General features: G+C 66.9%; 13 protein-coding genes. 7 read left to right on the forward strand and 6 right to left on the reverse strand.

Features of this window, described 5'->3' with window-relative positions:
- Positions 1-1,028: 1,028 nt before the first annotated feature.
- On the reverse strand, positions 1,029-2,414 hold the full coding sequence (locus G3I74_RS05880; RefSeq protein WP_164210659.1) for a sodium/proline symporter: 1,386 nt from the start codon (positions 2,412-2,414) through the stop codon (positions 1,029-1,031).
- 127 nt (positions 2,415-2,541) lie between these two features.
- On the opposite strand from G3I74_RS05880, the gene G3I74_RS05885 reads away from it, so the two are divergent.
- Together G3I74_RS05885 and G3I74_RS05890 are read left to right on the forward strand one after the other, a co-directional pair.
- A complete protein-coding gene (locus G3I74_RS05885; RefSeq protein ID WP_164210660.1) occupies positions 2,542-3,399 on the forward strand; it encodes a bifunctional nuclease domain-containing protein in 858 nt (285 codons plus the stop codon).
- A 138-nt stretch (positions 3,400-3,537) separates the two neighbouring features.
- Positions 3,538-4,821: an alkaline phosphatase gene (locus G3I74_RS05890; RefSeq protein ID WP_164210661.1), complete on the forward strand. Its 1,284-nt coding sequence runs from the start codon at positions 3,538-3,540 to the stop codon at positions 4,819-4,821.
- Positions 4,822-4,831: 10 nt separating this feature from the next.
- On the opposite strand, the gene G3I74_RS05895 is transcribed toward G3I74_RS05890, so the two are convergent.
- Together G3I74_RS05895 and G3I74_RS05900 are read right to left on the reverse strand one after the other, a co-directional pair.
- On the reverse strand, positions 4,832-6,643 hold the full coding sequence (locus G3I74_RS05895) for an SLC13 family permease (RefSeq protein ID WP_164210662.1): 1,812 nt from the start codon (positions 6,641-6,643) through the stop codon (positions 4,832-4,834).
- Between the two features lie 25 nt (positions 6,644-6,668).
- Complete coding sequence (locus G3I74_RS05900) at positions 6,669-8,588, reverse strand: response regulator (RefSeq protein ID WP_203594579.1); 1,920 nt, start codon at positions 8,586-8,588, stop codon at positions 6,669-6,671.
- Positions 8,589-8,766: 178 nt separating this feature from the next.
- On the opposite strand from G3I74_RS05900, the gene G3I74_RS05905 reads away from it, so the two are divergent.
- Positions 8,767-9,771, forward strand: a complete 1,005-nt coding sequence (locus G3I74_RS05905; protein WP_164210664.1) for a lipid A-modifier LpxR family protein — start codon at positions 8,767-8,769, stop codon at positions 9,769-9,771.
- 25 nt (positions 9,772-9,796) lie between these two features.
- Here G3I74_RS05905 and G3I74_RS05910 read toward each other — a convergent pair whose 3' ends face one another.
- Positions 9,797-10,615, reverse strand: coding sequence for an SDR family NAD(P)-dependent oxidoreductase (locus tag G3I74_RS05910; RefSeq protein ID WP_203594580.1), 819 nt, complete (start codon positions 10,613-10,615; stop codon positions 9,797-9,799).
- A 26-nt stretch (positions 10,616-10,641) separates the two neighbouring features.
- On the reverse strand, positions 10,642-12,018 hold the full coding sequence (locus G3I74_RS05915; protein WP_164210666.1) for a YfcC family protein: 1,377 nt from the start codon (positions 12,016-12,018) through the stop codon (positions 10,642-10,644).
- A 922-nt stretch (positions 12,019-12,940) separates the two neighbouring features.
- Between G3I74_RS05915 and G3I74_RS05920 the strand changes: the two genes are divergently transcribed.
- Genes G3I74_RS05920 through G3I74_RS05935 form a run of 4 tightly spaced genes read left to right on the forward strand, consistent with a single transcriptional unit; the run spans position 12,941 to position 16,569 of the window.
- On the forward strand, positions 12,941-13,279 hold the full coding sequence (locus G3I74_RS05920; RefSeq protein ID WP_164210667.1) for a TraR/DksA family transcriptional regulator: 339 nt from the start codon (positions 12,941-12,943) through the stop codon (positions 13,277-13,279).
- On the forward strand, positions 13,279-14,634 hold the full coding sequence (locus G3I74_RS05925) for an MFS transporter (protein WP_164210668.1): 1,356 nt from the start codon (positions 13,279-13,281) through the stop codon (positions 14,632-14,634). The genes G3I74_RS05920 and G3I74_RS05925 overlap by 1 nt, the downstream gene beginning before the upstream one ends.
- A 39-nt stretch (positions 14,635-14,673) precedes the next feature.
- Positions 14,674-16,041 (forward strand): 30S ribosomal protein S12 methylthiotransferase RimO, encoded by a 1,368-nt coding sequence (gene rimO, locus G3I74_RS05930; protein WP_164210669.1) that lies wholly within the window; start codon positions 14,674-14,676, stop codon positions 16,039-16,041.
- A 48-nt stretch (positions 16,042-16,089) separates the two neighbouring features.
- Positions 16,090-16,569 (forward strand): hypothetical protein, encoded by a 480-nt coding sequence (locus G3I74_RS05935; protein WP_164210670.1) that lies wholly within the window; start codon positions 16,090-16,092, stop codon positions 16,567-16,569.
- A 93-nt stretch (positions 16,570-16,662) separates the two neighbouring features.
- Here G3I74_RS05935 and G3I74_RS05940 read toward each other — a convergent pair whose 3' ends face one another.
- Entirely contained in the window at positions 16,663-17,583 is a 921-nt protein-coding gene (locus G3I74_RS05940; RefSeq protein WP_164210671.1) for a 5'-nucleotidase, read from the reverse strand.
- Positions 17,584-18,244: the final 661 nt, after the last annotated feature.

The following is an 18,244-nucleotide window of genomic DNA, read 5'->3' on the forward strand; positions in this document are numbered from 1 at the left end:
GGTGCGTCCACTTGCATGACCTCGCCAGAAACACCGTCCTGTCGTCCCGGACGTGATCCGGGACCTGTACCACACCAACCCCTCCAGCACCGAGCACGGGATCCTGTTCCGAACCGGAGGGCGCGGAAACCAGCACGCCCCCATCCGCGCGCCCAGCCAGGCGGCCAAGCCCACAGCGCGCAGCCCGCCAGAACCCTCGTCAGCGCCATTCGCTCGGCACCCAGGCGCCTCCAGCCCAAGCTCAACCACCAACAGCGTTCGCCCGCAGCGCCGGGGCAGGATCACGTGCTCGGGCCCCCGGCACCAACCCCTCCAGCACCGAGCACGGGATTCTGTTCCGAACCGGAGGGCGCGGAATGCAGCACGACCCATCCGCGCGCCCAGCCAGGCGACCAAGCCCGCAGCGCGCAGCCTGTCAGAACCCTCACCAACGCCATTCGCCCGGCACCCAGGCGCCACCAGCCCACGCCTTACCACCAACCGCGTTCGCCCGGAGCGCCGGGACAGGATCACGTGCTCAGCGCCCCGGCACCAACCCCTCCAGCACCGAGCACGGGATCCTGTTCCGAACCGGAGGGCGCGGAAACCAGCACGCCCCATCCGCGCGCCCAGCCAGACAACCGAGCCATCAGCGAACAACCTGCCAGAACCCTCGCCAACGCCATTCGCCTGGCACCCGGGCGCCACCAGCCCACGCCTAACCACCAACAGCGTTCGCCCGCAGCGCCGGGACAGGATCACGTGCTCGGGCCCCGGCACCAACCCCTCCAGCACCGAGCGCGGGATCCTGTTTCGAACCGGAGGGCGCGGAAACCAGCACGCCCCATCCGCGCGCCCAGCCAGACAACCGAGCCATCAGCGAGCAGCCCGCCAGAAATCTCGCCAACGATATTCGCCTGGCACCCAGGCGCCACCAGCCCACGCCTTACCACCAACAGCGTTCGCCCGCAGCGCCGGGGCAGGATCACGTGCTCGGGGCCTGCCACCAGCCCAAGCTTAACCACCGACCGCGTTCGTCCGGAGTCCGATCACCTGCCCGGCGCCCGGGCACCCACCCAGGCAATCCCCAGCGCCAGAAAAAACGGCACCAGCCGCTCGATCGCGTTGCCCGGCACCTGCGGAAAAAAGCTGATGAAAATGGTCAACAGGGCGCCGGTGAGCATCGCCGCGAGGCGATAGCGGGCCTCGACGGGGCCGAAGAACAGCAGCACGATCAGCAGCGGCCCGAAACCGTTGCCCATCACCTGCCAGGCAAACAGCACGCGCTCGAAGATACTGGCCGGGAAGAACAGCGCCAGGGCCACCGCGGCCAGCCCAAGGAGCACGATCACCGTGCGGTCCAGCGCCAGCGAGAGATTGCCGCGGCGCAGATCATGGCTGACCGCGCTGCCGGCGACCAGCAGCTGCGAGTCCGAGGTCGACATGATCGCCGCCAGCACCCCGCCGGTGACCAGCCCGCCGAGCACCGCCGGGAGCAGATCCACCGTCAGCACCAGCAGCACCGACTCGCCGTCGGCCAAGCTGGGCAGGAGCACCCGACCCGACAAGCCCAGCAAGACCATGCCCAGATAAATCAGCGTCGCCCAGGTCAGGGCAATGCGGCGCGCTGCGCGAATTTCGTCGGCCGAGCGCAGCGCCATGAAGCGGTTGACCACGTGCGGCTGGCCCGGATAGCCCAGGCCGATGCCGAACAGCCCGGCCACGAACACCATCGCCAGCAGCAGCGACGGCTGATCGACCAGGCGCAGCAGGCCGGGGTCGTCCAGCGCCTGCAGGCCGCTCCACAGCGCGCCGGGCCCGCCGACGGCCGCAAGTGCGACCAGCGGCAGGACCATGGCGACCGCCAGCATCATCAACCCCTGCACCGCATCGGTGACGCTGGCCGCCCAGAAGCCGCCGAGAAAGACGTAGGCGATGACGATGGCCGCGCCGATCAGCATCGCCGTGCTCGCACCGACCGGCGTGGCCGTACTGATCGCCGTGCCGGCGGCCTGGAACTGCGAGGCGATGTAGAGGGTGAAGCAAAACAGCACGATGACCGCGCCGATGACGCGCAGCCGGGCCTCGTCACGCTCCGGCGTGCCGCGGGCCAGGAACTCGACCAGGGTCAGCGCGCCGTTGGCGCGGCTGGCCGGCTGCAGCCGCGGCGCGATAAACACCCAGTTGATGAAAAAGCCCAGCACCACGGCCGGCGCAAGCCAGATCGCCTGCAGGCCCCAGGCGTAGGCCGCTCCGCTCACGCCCAGTAAGGTCCAGGCCGAGGCCGAGCTGGCCGACGCGCTCAGGGCTGCCACCACCGGCCCCATGCGGCGACCGGCGAGGTGAAAATCCTCGCTGTCTCCGACCCGGTTGCGGGCCCAGATGCCGATACCCAGCAAGACGATGAGATACACGATCAGGGTCGCGGCAACCATGGGGATTCCGATGCAGGCCTGGCCGCATGGTAAACCGCTTCGACATGAAACAAAAAAGACCCGTTGACGGCAGCGGCTGCTGCAAGGCGCTACCCTGAGCGTCAATCAATGTCCCGGAGGCTACGTCATGACCGTCCGCCTGCTGATGCTGGTTACCCTGCTCGCGCTGGCCGCCTGGCTGGTGCCCGGCCAGGGCAATGACGACGAACGCCGCCTGGCGGTGCCGCCCGAAGACCTGATCGCGGTAGAGCTGGCCTCGGTCGGCATGGTGCCCATGACCGGTGCCCCGGTGGTCCTGCTGCGCGAGCCCGAGAGCGGCTCGGTGGTACCGATCTTCATCGGCCCGAACGAGGCCCGAGCGATCATCGCCGCCCAGCGCGCGATCGAGATGCCGCGGCCCATGACCCACGATCTGGCCACCGCGCTGATCGCCGGGCTGGGCGGCACGCTCGAGCGGGTGATCGTCGACGAACTGCGCGACGGCACGTATTACGGCGCGCTGGAGGTCTCGCGGCCCGACGACGGAGCGGTGCTGATCGACTCGCGCCCCAGCGACGGTCTGGCGCTGGCGGCGCGCACCGGCGCGGCGATCCTCGTTGCCCCGGACGTGCTCGAAGCCGGCGCCGATATCCCGTTCGAAGGCCTGGGCGGGGACGAGGATGTGGTCACCGCGCTGGGCATTACCGTCATGCAGCCCGACGATGATCTGCGCGCGGCGCTGGACCTGCCCGAAGGCCCCGGCGTGCTGGTCAGCGCCGCGGTCGGCCTGGCTGCCTTGAGCGGCATCGAGCCCGGCGCTTTCATCACCCGGATCAACGACACCGAGGTGTCCACTCCGCTGGACTTTCTGGATCAGATCAACGCCACCCCGCGCGGCGAAAAGGCGGTCCTGGAATTCCAGGTCGGCGAGCAGACCCGAACCGTGGAACTGGACGTCGACGTTCCCGCCGTCGCACCCCGCCGCGAGCGCCGCGACAGCCTCTGACCGTTCGTGCGCCAATTCAGGCGGTTCAGGCGGGTTGTGCCTGGAAAACCCGTTGCCGCAACATGCCTGACACCTTCCGGGTGTAACCTTGCCGACCCTATAAAAGTGTTCAACCTCGATATCTCAAGGATCTGTTTCATGATGCGAAAACTCCTGCTGTCCGCCCTGCTCTCCTGCGCCACCATCGCGCCCCTTTACGCCGTTGCGGCCAACGCCGTGTTCATCCATCCCGACGGCACCGGACTGGGCCACTGGAACGCCGCCCGGCTGCTCTACGCCGGCCCCGACGGCCAGCTCAACTGGGACCGCATGGCGCGCCTTGCCGCCTACCGCGTGCACCAGGAAAACTGGCTGTCGACCACCTCGCACGCCGGCGCGACCGTGCATGCCTACGGCAAGAAGGTCCACCACGATTCGTACGGGCTGGACCGCGATCAGCCGCTGGTGGCGGCCTCGGGCGAACCGATGAGCCTGATGCACGAAGCCATGGCCGCCGGCAAGCGCGTCGGCGTGGTCAACTCCGGCCATATCGGCGAGCCCGGCACGGGGGTGTTTCTGACCAGCAACGAAAGCCGCGGCAACGTTGCCGAGATTGCCGCCGGGGTGATGGAAAGCGGCGCCGACCTGATCTTTCTCGGCGGCGAAATCTTTCTGCTGCCAACCGACGTGGTCGGCGAACACGGCCAGCGCGGGGTTCGCGACGACGGCCGCAACCTGATCACCGAGGCCCGCTCGCGCGGCTACACCGTGATCTTCAGCCGCGACGAGCTGCTCGACCTGGATCCGGCCACCGACAAGGTCATCGGCATCTTTGCCGCCGTCGACACCTACAACGATGTGCGCGAGGAACGCCTGGCCGCGAGCGGGCTGGAGACCTACAACCCGGACCAGCCGAGCTTTGACGAGATGGTCGCCAAGGCGCTGGAAGTGCTCAGCGCCGACGCCGACCGCGAGTTCTTCCTGGTCGCCGAAGAAGAAGGCACCGACAACTTCTCCAACAAGGCCAATGCGCGCGGCATGCTCGATGCCATGGGTCGAGCCGACAAGGCCATCGGGGTCACCCTGGACTTTATCGAGGCCAACCCCGACCGCCCCACCCTGCTGCTGGTTGGCGCCGACAGCGACGCCGGCAGCCCCGGCATCTGGGCGCCGCGCGAGCCCGAAGAGGACTACCAGCTGCCGGAGCAAAGCTCAAGCGGCGCCGAGCTCGACGGCCCGGACGGCACCGGCGGCCGTCCCTTCGTCAGCCAGCCCGACCAGTTCGGCAACCGCCACGTCTTCGGCATCGCCTGGGCGATGGAAGGTGACCAGCAGGGCAGCACCGTGGCCAAGGCCCACGGTTATCGCAGCGATCTGCTGCCGGTCGATCTGGACAACACCGGCGTCTACAAGATCCTGCACACCGTGCTGTTCGAGGACTGAGCGGCTTTAGCTACAAGGGAAACAGCAAGGGCACCACCGCCAGCGTGGCCAACAGCATGACGACCTGCAGCGGCACGCCGACGCGGACAAAATCCATGAAGCGGTAGCCGCCGGCGCTCAAGACCAGGGTGTTGACCGGCGAGGCGACCGGAGTGGCAAAGGCGCTGGAGGCAGCGATGGCAATCGTCATCAGCATCGCGTACGGGCTGACCTCCAGCGCCAGCGCTGCCTGCAGAGCCACCGGCGCGACCAGAACGGTGGTCGCGGTATTGGAAATCACCTGGCTCAGGCCCGCGGTGAACACGAACAGCACGGCCATGACCGCCAGCGGCCCGAACTGGCCGCTGGCGCTCATGAGCGCCTCGGAGGCAATGGCCAGGCCGCCGGTCTTGTCCAGCGCCGTGGCCATGGGCAGGATGGCCGCGATCAGCACCACGGCCTCGAAGTTGATGCTGCGGTAGGCCTCCTCAATGCGCACGCAGCCGCTGATCACCAGCGCGACCGCGGCCAGCATCACCGCGATCACGTTGCTGACCAGACCGGTCGTCATCAGCGCCATCATGGCCAGCATGATGGCGATGGCGACCGGCGCTCGATGGGCGCGCTCGCTGCCGTCTTCCTGCAGATCTTCCAGCAGCACCAGGTCATGGCGCGAGCGCGCGGTCTCGCGCAGCGCCCTCGGGCTGCCGGTCAGCAGCAGGGCATCGCCGGCCGCCAGCGGCCGGTCCAGGTCCAGCAGCAGTTCCTCGGAGCCTGCCGTTCGCTGCGCCAGTACGGTCACCCCGGCGCCGCTGTGCAGGCGCAGCTGGCGCAGCGTTCGGCCGATGAAGGCCGAGCGCGGCGGCACCACGGCGTCGACCAGCAGCAGCGAAGCCGGCAACTCGGCCCGCTCGGCCACCACGCGCAGGCCGAAACGCTCGACCACCCCGGCAATGGCCCCGGACCGGCCGACCACGTACAGATCGTCCTCATCGCGGATCATGGTGCCCGGCTCGGCCTTGCGCACGAACCGTCCCCTGGCCGTGGTGCTGGCAATCGCCAGTACGGTCACGCCGAAGCGCGAGCGCAGCTCGCTGCTGCTGACGTCGGCGGCCGCCAGCAGCGACCCGCGCGGCACCCGCAGCTGCTGCAGCTGCTCGTTGAGCCCATACTGGGCAAACAGCTCGATCCACTCAGGGTCGGACCGGCCCCGGGACTCGGACTCGGCCTGCCGCTCGGGGAGCAGCAAGCGACCCAGCAGCAGCATATAGGCCATGCCGATCAGCAGCATGACCAGCCCGGGCGCGAGAAACGAGAAAAAGCCGAACCCCGCCATCCCCGACTGGACCAGCTGGCCGCTGACGATCAGGTTCGGCGGCGTGCCGATCAGGGTCAGCATCCCGCCCAGCAGCGCCGCGTAGGCCACCGGCATCAGCAACAGCGAGGGGCTGATGCCGCGCCGACGGGCGATGGCCAGCACCACCGGCAGCATCACCGCGACCGTGCCGGTCGAGCTCAGCAGCCCCGACAACACGGCGGTGACCAGCATGACGACGGCCGTCAGGCGCGCCGTGCTGCCGCCGGCCAGCACTTCGACCTGCCGCCCCATGGCGTCGGCCACCCCGGTCCGGAACAGGCCGGCGCCGACCACGAACAAGCCGGCAATCATCAGCACCACCGGGTCGGAAAAACCGGCCACGGCCTCGGTGGTCGTGATCACCCCGGTCAGCACCAGCGCGAGCAGGCCCACCAGCGCAACCAGGTCCAGGCGCCAGCGATTGCTGACGAACAGCGCCAGCATGCCGGCCAGCACGGCCAGGGCAATGGTCAGATCCGTGGACATCTCCAGTAGGCCGTTGGCGGATGGCTCAGGCGTTCGATTCGGCCGTACTCAGACGTCCGGCCGCAGCCAGCCGGGCGAGGCAGTCGCCCACGTCTTCCGGAGCAAAGGGCTTGGGCAGGAAATCGTCGGCGCCGATCTGGCCGAGAAAGAACTGGTCGGTGGCCTGCGGGTTGCCGCTGATCATCACCACCGGCACATCGGCCATGGCCGGGTCTTTGCGCAATTGTCGCAAGGTGGCAAATCCGTTGATGCCCGGCAGCAGAATATCAAGAAATATCAGTTCCGGCACTTGCGCGCAAGCCCGCTCCAGCCCCTGCTCACCGCTGTCGGCGGTCTCGACCTCATGGCCGGACTGTTCCAGAATCCGGCTGAGCGTTTCGCGCACGGTCGATGAGTCGTCGATCACCAGGATGCGGCGACGCAATGCGGCCGAGGGTTCAACGGATTCCACCGGCTCCTGCGGCTGCACCGGCGGCGTCGGACCGGCATCCGGGCGCCGGCCAAAAAGCTTGCGCAGACCCGAAAAACGCCAGCGCGACCCGGGCGAGACCAGCGGCTCGTCGGCGCCGTCAGGATCCTCGGCCGCATCGGGGGCCGAAGGCTCGCCGGCCTCGTAGAGCCGCATCAAGGCGCCGGTCAGGGCCCGCATGCTGATGTTTTCAGCACCGTCGGGCAGGATGTCGCGAATGCCGATCCGGCCCTCGTCATCGTCCTCGAACTGGGCCGCCAGTTCCTGCTGCGGCCCCAGCACCAGTTGACCTTCGACCCGCCGCACCGAGCGAACCACGGGCCGCTGTTTCGAGCCCGAGCGCATGTTCATCACCACGCCCAGTTCATCGTTGACCAGGCGGACCAGCGTGCCGGGCGGCACCCATCCCAGAAACTGAATGAAAGCCTCGACCAGGGCGGGTTCGAACTGGCTGCCACGCGCGCGCCAGAGTTCGCCCAGCGCGCGCTGGTGGGACCGGGCGGCACCATGCGGTCGAACCGAGGTGATGGCGTCATAGGCATCGACCACGGCAATCAATCGGGCCATCACCGGAATGGCGTTCCCATTCAATCCATGGGGGTAGCCGCTGCCATCCGGGCGCTCATGGCTGCTGCGAACCGCGCTGGCGACTTCCATGGGCACATCCGGATGGCTTTTGAGCAGATCGAAGCCCACGATCACATGACGGCGGACCTCCTCGATCTCCGAATCACTTAGCGGACCCGCCTTGTCGAGCAGGGCGTGATCCAGCCGCGCCTTGCCGATATCGTGCAGCATGCCGACCTGACCGGCGGTCTCGATCCGCTCCCGCCGCCAGCGCATGCCAAAGGTCAGACCCATGCTGAGAATGGCGGTGTTGACGACGTGCTGGGCGGTGTAGTGCTGCGCTTCCTTGATCCGGGTCAGCCAGACCAGGCCGGCCAGACAGTCGTCCAGCGCGTCAGCCAGATTCCGGACCACCTCGTTGACCGCCGCCATGTCCAACCGCGCGGAATCCTGAAAGGTCTGCAGCAATAGCGCGGTTTTTTCATTGAGCTCGCGGTGCAGTGCCCAGGCACGCCGCAGTTGCGACGGTCCGATCCGGCTGTCCTGCAGGGCCCGGATCTGATCCGGGATGGCCGGCAGAGGTTCGTAGATCGGATCGGCATACCGTCCCGGCGGACGGAAAAGGTTGCGGCTGCGGCGCAGATCGATGATGACCCAGCGGCAATGCTCGACCATCCACTGCTTCTGCTCCGGGCTTTCCAGCAGCAGCCCGGTCGGGTCGGGATAAGGTGTTTTACTCCACGCAATATCCAGACGTGCGACCATATGCCCCGTCTTGAGCTGGGAAGGCAGCGTACGAATCAGGTGTTCGGCGGCATCGCCGCGGTCGAGTCCGTCTGCCGTCAGAGGCTTGATTGCATTCTCCCCAAACTCGGAGCTGTTCGAAACCTCATGCAACTTTTGCGCCAATATGGGAAAATCCTCGAAAAATGACCCCTGACTATCGGTACCCACCTGTTTTCAGAGTGTTTGTTTCCGGCACTGGCATCGGCAAGGTGCCGCTTTTGGGCCATAGCGGCCTTGAAACGTCAGCGGCAAGCAACTCGAGGCATCCCGGTCACGGCCAGGCTTTCAGCGGGAGAAGCCGGTGACAGACTTGGGCAAAGCCTTTGCGCTGATTGCATTGACGGTTCTAAGCGCCGGCGGTATCGCGGCCGATAAGCCAGCCGAAGAGGAAGCCGAGCCCACGCTGTGGTTGATCGAATACGAAAACGACCTGGTCGCCGGGGAGGACCGCTACTACACGAGCGGCATTCGCTTCCAGCGCATCGCCGAGGCGCGCTCGGCGCCGGACTGGCTGGCCTCGGTCGCACGCCGCTTTCCGGGCTTCTCGGAAGCCGATGCCCTGCCCTACGCCTTCTCGATCAACCACAACATCTTCACCCCGGCCGACATCGAGAATCCGCAGTTCCCGCCGGATGACCGGCCCTACGCCGCCTGGCTCAACGTCGCCTTTGCCACCGGCACCCTGCAACCGCGCGGGGCCGATCGCGTGCGCGTCGGCCTGGGCGTGGTCGGGCCGGCTGCGCTCGGTGAGCAGATCCAGAAAGGCGTGCACGAAATCATGGACGCGCCCGAGCCGGTGGGCTGGGACACCCAGCTGCGCAACGAACCCACGCTGCTGCTCGGCTACGATCGCTTCCGCCGGCTGCTTGACGGTCGCAACGACGACGGTCTGGGCTACGATCTGACCGGTTTCGGCGGGCTGACCCTGGGCAACGTCTACACCAACCTCGCCGCCGGCCTGTTCGCGCGCTTCGGCCACAACCTGGCCAATGACTACGGCCCGCCGCGGATCACGCCGGCGGTGTCGGGCACCGGCTACTTCCAGCCAGGCCGCGACCGGACCTGGTATTTCTTCGTCGGTACCGAGGGACGCGCGGTCGGTCGCGACCTGTTCATCGAAGGCAACACCTTCGGCGGTCGCGACGGCGTCGAACCCCGGCGCCTGGTCGACGAGCTATTCGCCGGCTTCCAGTACAGTCACGACCGCTTCAGAGTGGCCTACACCCACGTCTGGCGCAGCCGCGAGTTCGAAGGCCAGATCAGCGGCCAGGATTACGGCTCGATTTCGATTTCGCTTTGGTGGTAGCCGGCCGGAGGGCGCCGGGCGCGCCTTACTTGCCCGTCCGGGCGGCCGCCTTGCGCGCACCGCGTACCATCAGCCCGAAATAAGTCTCCGGCAGCCAGCGCCGCATCCGGTGCAACCAGCGCGTGTTGCCGTGGGTGAGCAGCATGAAGCGCGGCTTCTCGACCGCACCCAGGACCACCTCGGCCACGTCCTCGGCCGACACCCCGGACTTGTCCATCCAGCGCTCGACCCGGCGCTGATAGCCTTCGTCGGGCGCGCGCATGGTCTCGGTCAGGCGGGTCCTGACGAAGGCCGGACACAGCACCGAGACCTCGACCCCGCTGTCGGCCAGCTCGGCCCGAAGCATCTCCGACATCGCGATCACCCCGGCCTTGGCGGTGCCGTAGGCGTTGATGCCGGGCGCGGCGGCAAAGCCGGCGAACGAGGCGACGTTGATGATGTGGCCGGAGGCCCGCTCTCGCATCAGCGGGGCGAAGGTCTTGCAGCCGATCACCACCCCCATCAGATCGATCTCCATCACCCAGCGCCAGTCCTCGAGCGAGGTTTCTTCCAGCGTGCCACCCACGGCCACGCCGGCGTTGTTGATCAAAACGTCCAGCGCGCCGAAGCGCTGCTCGATGGTCGCGGCCACGCGCCGCCAATCGTCCTCGGTGGTCACATCCATGGCCAGCGCCAGGGCATCGCCGCCGATCTCTTCGGCCACGGCCCGGGCGCGCTGCTCGTCGAGGTCGGCGATGATCGGCGTCCAGCCGGCCTCGGCAAAGCGCCGCGCCATGGCCGCGCCCAGCCCGGCGCCGCCGCCGGTGATCAGCACCGTCCAGTGTTCGGCTTCGGTTTCACTCATGTCGATTTCGGGTTCTCGCTCCTGGTTCATTGAAAATCCAGCCAGACCGCGCCGATCAGCGTCAGGGCGGCGAAGGCAAACAGCTTGAGCATCAGCGGCCAGGCAAATTTCAACCACTGGGCATAGGAAATCCCGGCCATGCCCAGAATCCCCATCAGAATGGCGTTGGTGGGAATGATCATGTTGGTAAACCCGTCGCCGAGCTGGTAGGCCAAAACCGAGACCTGGCGCGAAACGCCGACCAGGTCACCCAGCGGCGCCATCAGCGGCATGGTCACGAAAGCCTGGCCTGAGCCCGACGGGATGAAGAAGTTGAGCAGCGACTGAATCGCCAGCATGCCAACCGCAGAGAGCTCGGCGCCGACCAGCGACAGCGGCAGCGACAGGTAGTGGACGATGGTATGCAGGATCTGGCCGTCCTCCATGATCAGCGCAATCCCGCGCGCCACGCCCACCAGCAGCGCGGTCTCGGTCAGCTCTTTGGCGCCCTGGATGAATTTCTCGGCGGTCAGGCTGGGCCCCAGGCCGCCGATGACGGCAGCCGCCAGCCCGAGAATCAGAAAAGCCGCGCCGAGCTCGTTCAGGTACCAGCCGCGCGTGGCGATCCCCCACACGGCCGTACCCAGGGCCAGAAAGAAGCCGATGACGATCGCCACGTGGCCGCCGTGCATGGCCGGGTAATCGCTCGGCGGCTGAACAGGCTCGACCGGGGCATCGTCGTAAACCAGGCTGGCGCTCGGGTCGCGGCGCACCCGCTCGGCGTACGACCAGACGTGATGAACGGCAATCAGCACAAACGGCACCAGCAGCGCCAGTCGCACCGGCCAGCCGGAATAGGTCGGCAGCTCGGCCACGCCCTGGGCCACCACGACGGTGTAGGGGTTGAACGCCGCCACCCCGTAGCCCACGCCGTAACCGCTGACAATCATGGCCACGGCCGTCATCGGGTCCATCCGCATGGCCCGGCACAGCGCCACCAGGATCAGCACGAACGGGATGTACTCCCCCGACGAGCCGATCGCGCTGGAGGCCAGGGCAAACACGAAGATCACGGCGGTAATCAGCAGCGCCGGCCGGGTGCCGAATCGCGCCAGCAGCTGGCCGAGCAAGGCGTCGATGGTGCCGGTCGCGCGAATCACGGCCAGCACACCGCCGATGATGAACAGAAAGAAGATGATGTCGCTGGCCGAAGCAAACGCCCGCGGCACCGCGGTGAACAACTCCAGCGGGCTCATCAACTCGCGCTCTTCGACGACCTCGAACGAACCCGGCACAACCATTTCCCGTCCCTGGGCGTTGAGTTCAGTGTCGAATGCACCCTGCGGAATCACCCAGGTCGCAACCAGCGCCGCCACCATCAGGAAAAACAGCAGAGCCAGGGTGTTCGGAACGCGAAAGGTCATGGCGGCAGGGTGCGGGGCAAAGCGTGCGATTGTAGCGCGTCGGGCCGGGTCGGTTGGTGGTGGGGCTGGGCTCGGATGGTGGCACGCGCCAAGCACGGAATCCTGTCCCGGCGCTACGGGCGAACGCTGTTGGTGGTTGGGCTTGAGGTGGTGCGAGGCACCGAGCACGTGATCCTGCCCCGGCGCTGCGGGCGAACGCTGTTGGTGGTAAGGCATGGGCTGGTGGCGCCTGGGTGCCGGGCGAATGGCGTTGCCGAGGGTTCTGACAGGCTGCGCGCTGCGGGCTTGGCCGCCTGGCTGGGCGTGCGGATGGGGGTGCTGTATTCCGCGCCCTCCGGTTCGGAACAGGATCCCGCGCTCGGTGCTTGAGGGGTGGGTGGGTGTTCAGGTCCCGGATCGAGTCCGGGACGACGGGACGGTGTTTCTGGCGAGGTCATGCAAGATGACGCACCTGTCATCCCGGCCGGAGCGCAGCGCAGAGCCGGGATCTCCTGCCAGATCGATAGCACGGCGCACGCCCCGCAGCCAGCCTCTCAGAAAACCCTTCGCCAAGCTGCCATAGCAGCCAATTCCGGTCACCCCGCAACAGGCGCCCGAAAAACCTTCCACAAACCTGTCAGATCGGGTGGTGGTGGACGCCCCGCCGCCGCAGACGGCAGCGGAAATCAGCACGGAGCCATCCGCCCATCATCCGCGGCATCTGCCTTCAGCCGAAACCGGATCCCGCCCCGCGCCAGAGACCAGACCTACAGGCGCCCAAAAGCCACCGCGCGATCGGTATCCACCCACATCGATGCCGCCGGAGGCGGCGGGGCGTCCGCCACCACCCGATCCGTCTCCATCCTCCGGCACCACCCGATCCTTCTCCTCCTTAATGCGGCAACCCGTATCATGGCGCTTCAGCAATCGAGAAATCCGCTCAATGACCGATTTCAAGACCTTGATCGAGCAGCGCCTGCGCGAGCTCGAGGATCGGGCCGAAGCCAGCCAGGCGGCCACGGCCACGGTCGAACTCGACCAGACCCGCCAGGGTCGTCTGAGTCGGATGGACGCTTTGCAGGGTCAGGAAATGGCCAAGGCGGCCGAGCAGCGTCGCAGCGTTTCGGTGCAGCGGCTCAAGGCCGCGCTGGGTCGCCTTGAGCGCGGCGAATTCGGTGAATGCCTGGAATGCGGCCAACCCGTTGCCGAAGCCCGGCTGCGGGCCGATCCGGCCACCACGCTGTGCCTGCACTGTGCCGAAGACCGGGAGCGCGCCCGCTGATGGTCAGCCGCAAGCGCGCGCCGGCGCGCGAGATCTTCGGCTGGGCGATGTTCGACTTCGCCAACCAGGCCTACACCCTGCTCATCATCACCGTCGTCTTCGGCGACCTGTTTACCCGCGTCATCGTCGGCGACGGGCCCGACTACCGCCTCGGCAACCTGCTCTGGAGTCTGGCGCTGGCGATCAGCTACCTGATGGTCGTCGTTGCCAACCCGGTGTGCGGAGCGATCATGGACCACTCGCGCCTGCGCAAGCGCTTCCTGTTTGCCAGCTACCTGGCCACCGTGGTCACGACCGCACTGCTGTGGTTCATCGAGCCCGGCTGGATCGTGCCGGCGATGATCCTGATCGTGCTGTCGAACTTTTCCTACGCCATCGGCGAGGCCTTCATCGCCAGCTTCCTGCCCGGGCTGGGGCCCAAGCGGGATCTGGGCTGGATCTCGGGGCTGGGCTGGGGGCTGGGCTACATCGGCGGCCTGGTTTCGACGATCTTCGCCCTGGCCTTCCTGGGCGAAGTCAGCGCCGAGAACTACGAGCGCGTGCGCCTGGTCGGCCCGTTCGCGGCCGTCTTCTTTCTGCTGACAGCCATCCCCACCTTCGCCTTTGTGCGCGAACGCGGGCGCCGAAGGACGCTGCCCGAGCACCAGGGGCTGTTAAAAACGGGCTTCAAGCGAATTCTAGGAACAGCCGGTAACTTGCAACATTTCAGTGACCTGCGAAACCTTCTTGTCTCGATTTTTTTCATGATGGCCGGCATCTACATCATCATCAGTTTCTCGTTCATCTACGGCAGCCAGGTCATCGGCTGGGATGAAGACGTGCGCGTGCTGATGTTCGTCACCGTCCAGATCACCGCCGCGGTCGGCGCGCTGACCTTCGGCTTCATCCAGAGCCGGATCGGCGCGCGCCGCACCTACCTGATCACCCTGTGGCTGTGGCTGGCGGCGATTCTGGCGATCTGGCAGACCCCGCTGCTGACCCGGCTGGCCGCCAGCCTGCTGGGGGTGGAGTGGCAGGCGCAGTACGTGTTTCTGTTCGCCGGCGTGCTGTCGGGGCTGAGCCTGGGCTCCTCGCAGTCGGCCGGGCGGGCCCTGGTGGGGATTCTCACGCCCAACGGCAAGGCCGCGGAATTCTTCGGCTTCTGGGGCACGGCGTCCAAACTCGCCGCCGTGTTCGGCATTCTTGGTCTCGGCTTGCTCCAGGCCCTGTTCGGCCTGGCCACGGCGATCGTGTTCTGCCTGCTGCTGTTCGCCCTTGCGATCGTCAGCGTGCTGCCGGTCGATGAGCAGCGCGGCAGCCGCATCGCCGACGGCTGGCACCGCCCGGATCAAAAGCCCGTAACCCGTAACCCGTAACCCCGTAAACTACCGCCACCACGAACCGTTCTGCCAACCATGCCCGAAACGATCACCCGCCCGACCGAATCACCCGCCATCGGCCTGGTCTCCCTGGGCTGTCCCAAGGCCCTGGTCGATTCCGAAGACATCGTCTCGCGCCTGCGCGCGGAAGGCTACCGGCTGGTGCCGAGCTATGAGCAGGCCGACCTGGTGGTGGTCAACACCTGCGGATTCATCGACTCGGCCAAGGCCGAATCGCTGGAGACCATCGGCGAGGCCCTGGCCGAAAACGGCAAGGTGCTGGTCACCGGCTGCCTCGGCGCCACGCCGGACGAAATCACCCGCATCCACCCCAAGGTGCTGGGCGTGAGCGGCCCGCATCAGGCCGACGCGGTGCTGGCCTCGGTCCACCGACACCTGCCGCGGCCGCACGATCCGCGCATCGACCTGGTGCCGCCCGGCGGCCTGAAGCTCACCCCGTCGCACTATGCGTATCTAAAGATTTCAGAAGGTTGCAACCACAAGTGCAGTTTTTGCATTATCCCCGATATGCGCGGCAGGCTGCGCTCGCGGCCGATCGGCATGGTCCTGCGCGAGGCCGAGCAGCTGGCCGAGCGCGGGGTCAGGGAGCTGCTGGTGATCTCGCAGGACACCAGCGCCTACGGGGTTGATCTGCGCTACCAGTCCGACTACTGGAAAGGCCGGCCGATCGAAACGCGCCTGTTCGACCTGGCCGCAGCGCTCGGCGAGCTGGGGGTGTGGGTGCGGCTGCACTACGTCTACCCCTACCCGCACGTGGACAGGATCATTCCGCTGATGAGCGAGGGCCGAATCCTGCCCTACCTGGATATCCCGTTTCAGCACGCCAGCCAGCGCGTGCTCAAAGCCATGCGCCGGCCCGCGGCGGCCGAGAACACCCTCCAGCGCATCGAGCAGTGGCGCGCCGACTGCCCCGAGCTGACCCTGCGCTCGACCTTCATCGTCGGCTTTCCCGGCGAGACCGAGAACGATTTCTCAGAACTGCTCGACTGGCTGGCCGAGGCCCGACTGGACCGGGTCGGCTGTTTTACCTACTCGGCCGTGGAGGGTGCGCGCGCCAACGCCCTCGCCGACCCGGTACCCGAGCAGGTCAAGCAGGAGCGCTGGGAACGCTTCATGCAGGCCCAGGCCGAGATCAGCGCCGAGCGCCTGCAAGACCGCGTCGGCGGAATTGAAACGGTGCTTGTCGACGAGGTCGAATCCGACCACGCCATCGCGCGCAGCCGCTCCGATGCCCCGGAAATCGACGGCCAGGTCATCATCGAAGATGCCGGGCATCTGGCCCCCGGCGACTGGGCCGAAGTGGTCATTCACGGCGCCGACCGCTACGACCTGTTTGCCCGAATCACTGCAGGCCGGGAACTGTCGGCCAACGTGCCCCTCTAACGCCAGTAATTTCCCGAACCCATGTTTGCAAAAGCGGAGTTCCCAGCAGTGAAAAAAGCAGTGACCCTATTGTTTGCGGCCGTCTTTATAAGCGCCTGCTCGTCCGAGCCCGAAGAACCGGCGGTGCCCGAAACCACCCAGCAAGACCAGACCGAAGCGGTCAGCGACCGCGTGACCCGCATGCGCTCCCAGGCCGGCGAGGCGCCGGAAGAGCCCGTCCAGGATCTGGGCGATCCCGAGCGCGATTTGCCCCGCCTCCAGGGTCAGTTCGCCGAACCGGGCATGGGCCTGGCCAACCTGGTCGACGGCACCTCGCCAGAGGCCTTTGCCGAAAGCCTGCAGCGCATTGCCTCCGAAACCTCGCCGGACCAGTACCGCGAGCTCGACTCCTCGCTGCGCTACCTGCGCATGTACTCCTCGGCCGCCTGGGGCGGACTGCCTGGGCTATACGAGAGCCTGGACAGCATGAGCGGCGAGGAAATCATCGCCCACGCGCGCCGGCTCCAGGCCGAACGCCGCAGCCGCTAGCGGGCTGATACAGCTAACCGACCATCGCGTCAACCAAAAAACCCGCCTTCTTGGCGGGTTTTTTCTTGCCGGAACTGGCCTGCCCGAGGGCGCCTATTTCGCTTCGTTGGCTATGCCGTGCGGCACGTGCCCGGTCGCGACTTCCTGACTGGCGGTGGAGCAGTGCATCTGCTGGTCGTCGAAGAAAATGTCGGCGCCGAAGGCTCTCAGAAACGGCGCCTTGGCCCGACCGCCGAGGAACATCGCCTCGTCGATGCGAATCCCCCAGGCCCGCAGGGTGAGAATCACGCGCTTGTGGGCCGGTGCCGAACGGGCGGTGACCAGCGCGGTGCGGATCGGGTTTTCTTCCATCGGATAGGCCGACTGGATGCGATGGATCCCTTCGAGCACGCGCTTGAAAGGGCCCGCGGCCAGGGGATTGAGCGCCGCCCGCCGCTCGCTGTCGGAAAACGCTTCCAGTCCCTGCTCCTTGTAGACCCGCTCGGCCTCGTCGGAAAAGATCACCGCGTCGCCGTCGAACGCCAGCCGCAGCTGGGTTGAACGATTCTCGCGCGTGGCCGAGGGCAAAATGGTGGCGGCGGCGTAGCCGGCCATCAGCACGCGGCGAACGTCTTCTTCGTTGGACGACAGAAACAGCTGCGCACCGGACGGCTCGATGTAGAGCGACGGCGAGGCACCGCTGGTAAACATGGCGCGCTGAATATTGAGGCCGTGATGCTCGATGGAATTGAAGATGCGCAGACCGATGTCGGCGTTGTTACGCGACAGCAAGATGACCTCCACCCCGGGGTGGTCCATGCCACCCTCGTTGAGCGCCAGCAGCTTGCGCACCAGGTTGAAAGCCACACCGGGCTGCAGGATTTCATCTTCTCGCTGGAGCTGATAATCCATGTAGGCTTCCAGCCCGCCTTCTTCGTAGACCTTGTGGCTGCTGTCGAGGTCAAACAGGGCGCGCGAGGAGATGCCCACCTTGAGTGGGCCTGGATCTGCGGGCTTGTGGCTGGATTCCGACATGGCAGCGGCAAGATATCACAGTAGGTTGGTGGCCGGCACCGAGCACGTGATCCTCTCCCGGCGCTGCGGGCGAACGCTGTTGGTGTTTAGGCGTGGGCTGGTGGCGCCTGGGTGCCGGGCGAATGGCGTTGGTGAGGGTTCTGGCAGGCTGCGCGCTGCGGGCGTGGCCGCCTGGCTGGGCGCGCGGATGGGTTGTGCTGCATTCCGCGCCCTCCGGTTCGGAACAGGATCCCGTGCTCGGTGCTGGAGGGGTTGGTGGGGGTTGAGGTCCCGGATCGAGTCCGGGACGACAGGGGTGGCGTTTTTGGCGAGGTGATTGAAGCAGGCAAACCTGTCATCCCGGCCGGAGCGCAGCGCAGAGCCGGGATCTCCTGCCAGATCGATAGCACGGCGCACGCCCGGCAGCCACCCTCTCAGAAAACCCTTCGCCAAGCTGCCATAGCAGCCAATTCCGGTCACCCCGCAACAGGCGCCCGAAAAACCTTCCACAAACCTGTCAGATCGGGTGGTGGTGGACGCCCCGCCGCCGCAGACGGCAGCGGAACCGGGCACGAACCCATCCGCCCGCCATCCGCGGCACCTGCGTCCAGCAGCAAGCAGATCCCGACCCGCGCCAGAGACCAGACCTACAGGCGCCCAAAAGCCACCGCGCTATCCGCAT

This window comes from Wenzhouxiangella limi (assembly GCF_010499265.1).
GTDB lineage: Bacteria > Pseudomonadota > Gammaproteobacteria > Xanthomonadales > Wenzhouxiangellaceae > Wenzhouxiangella > Wenzhouxiangella limi.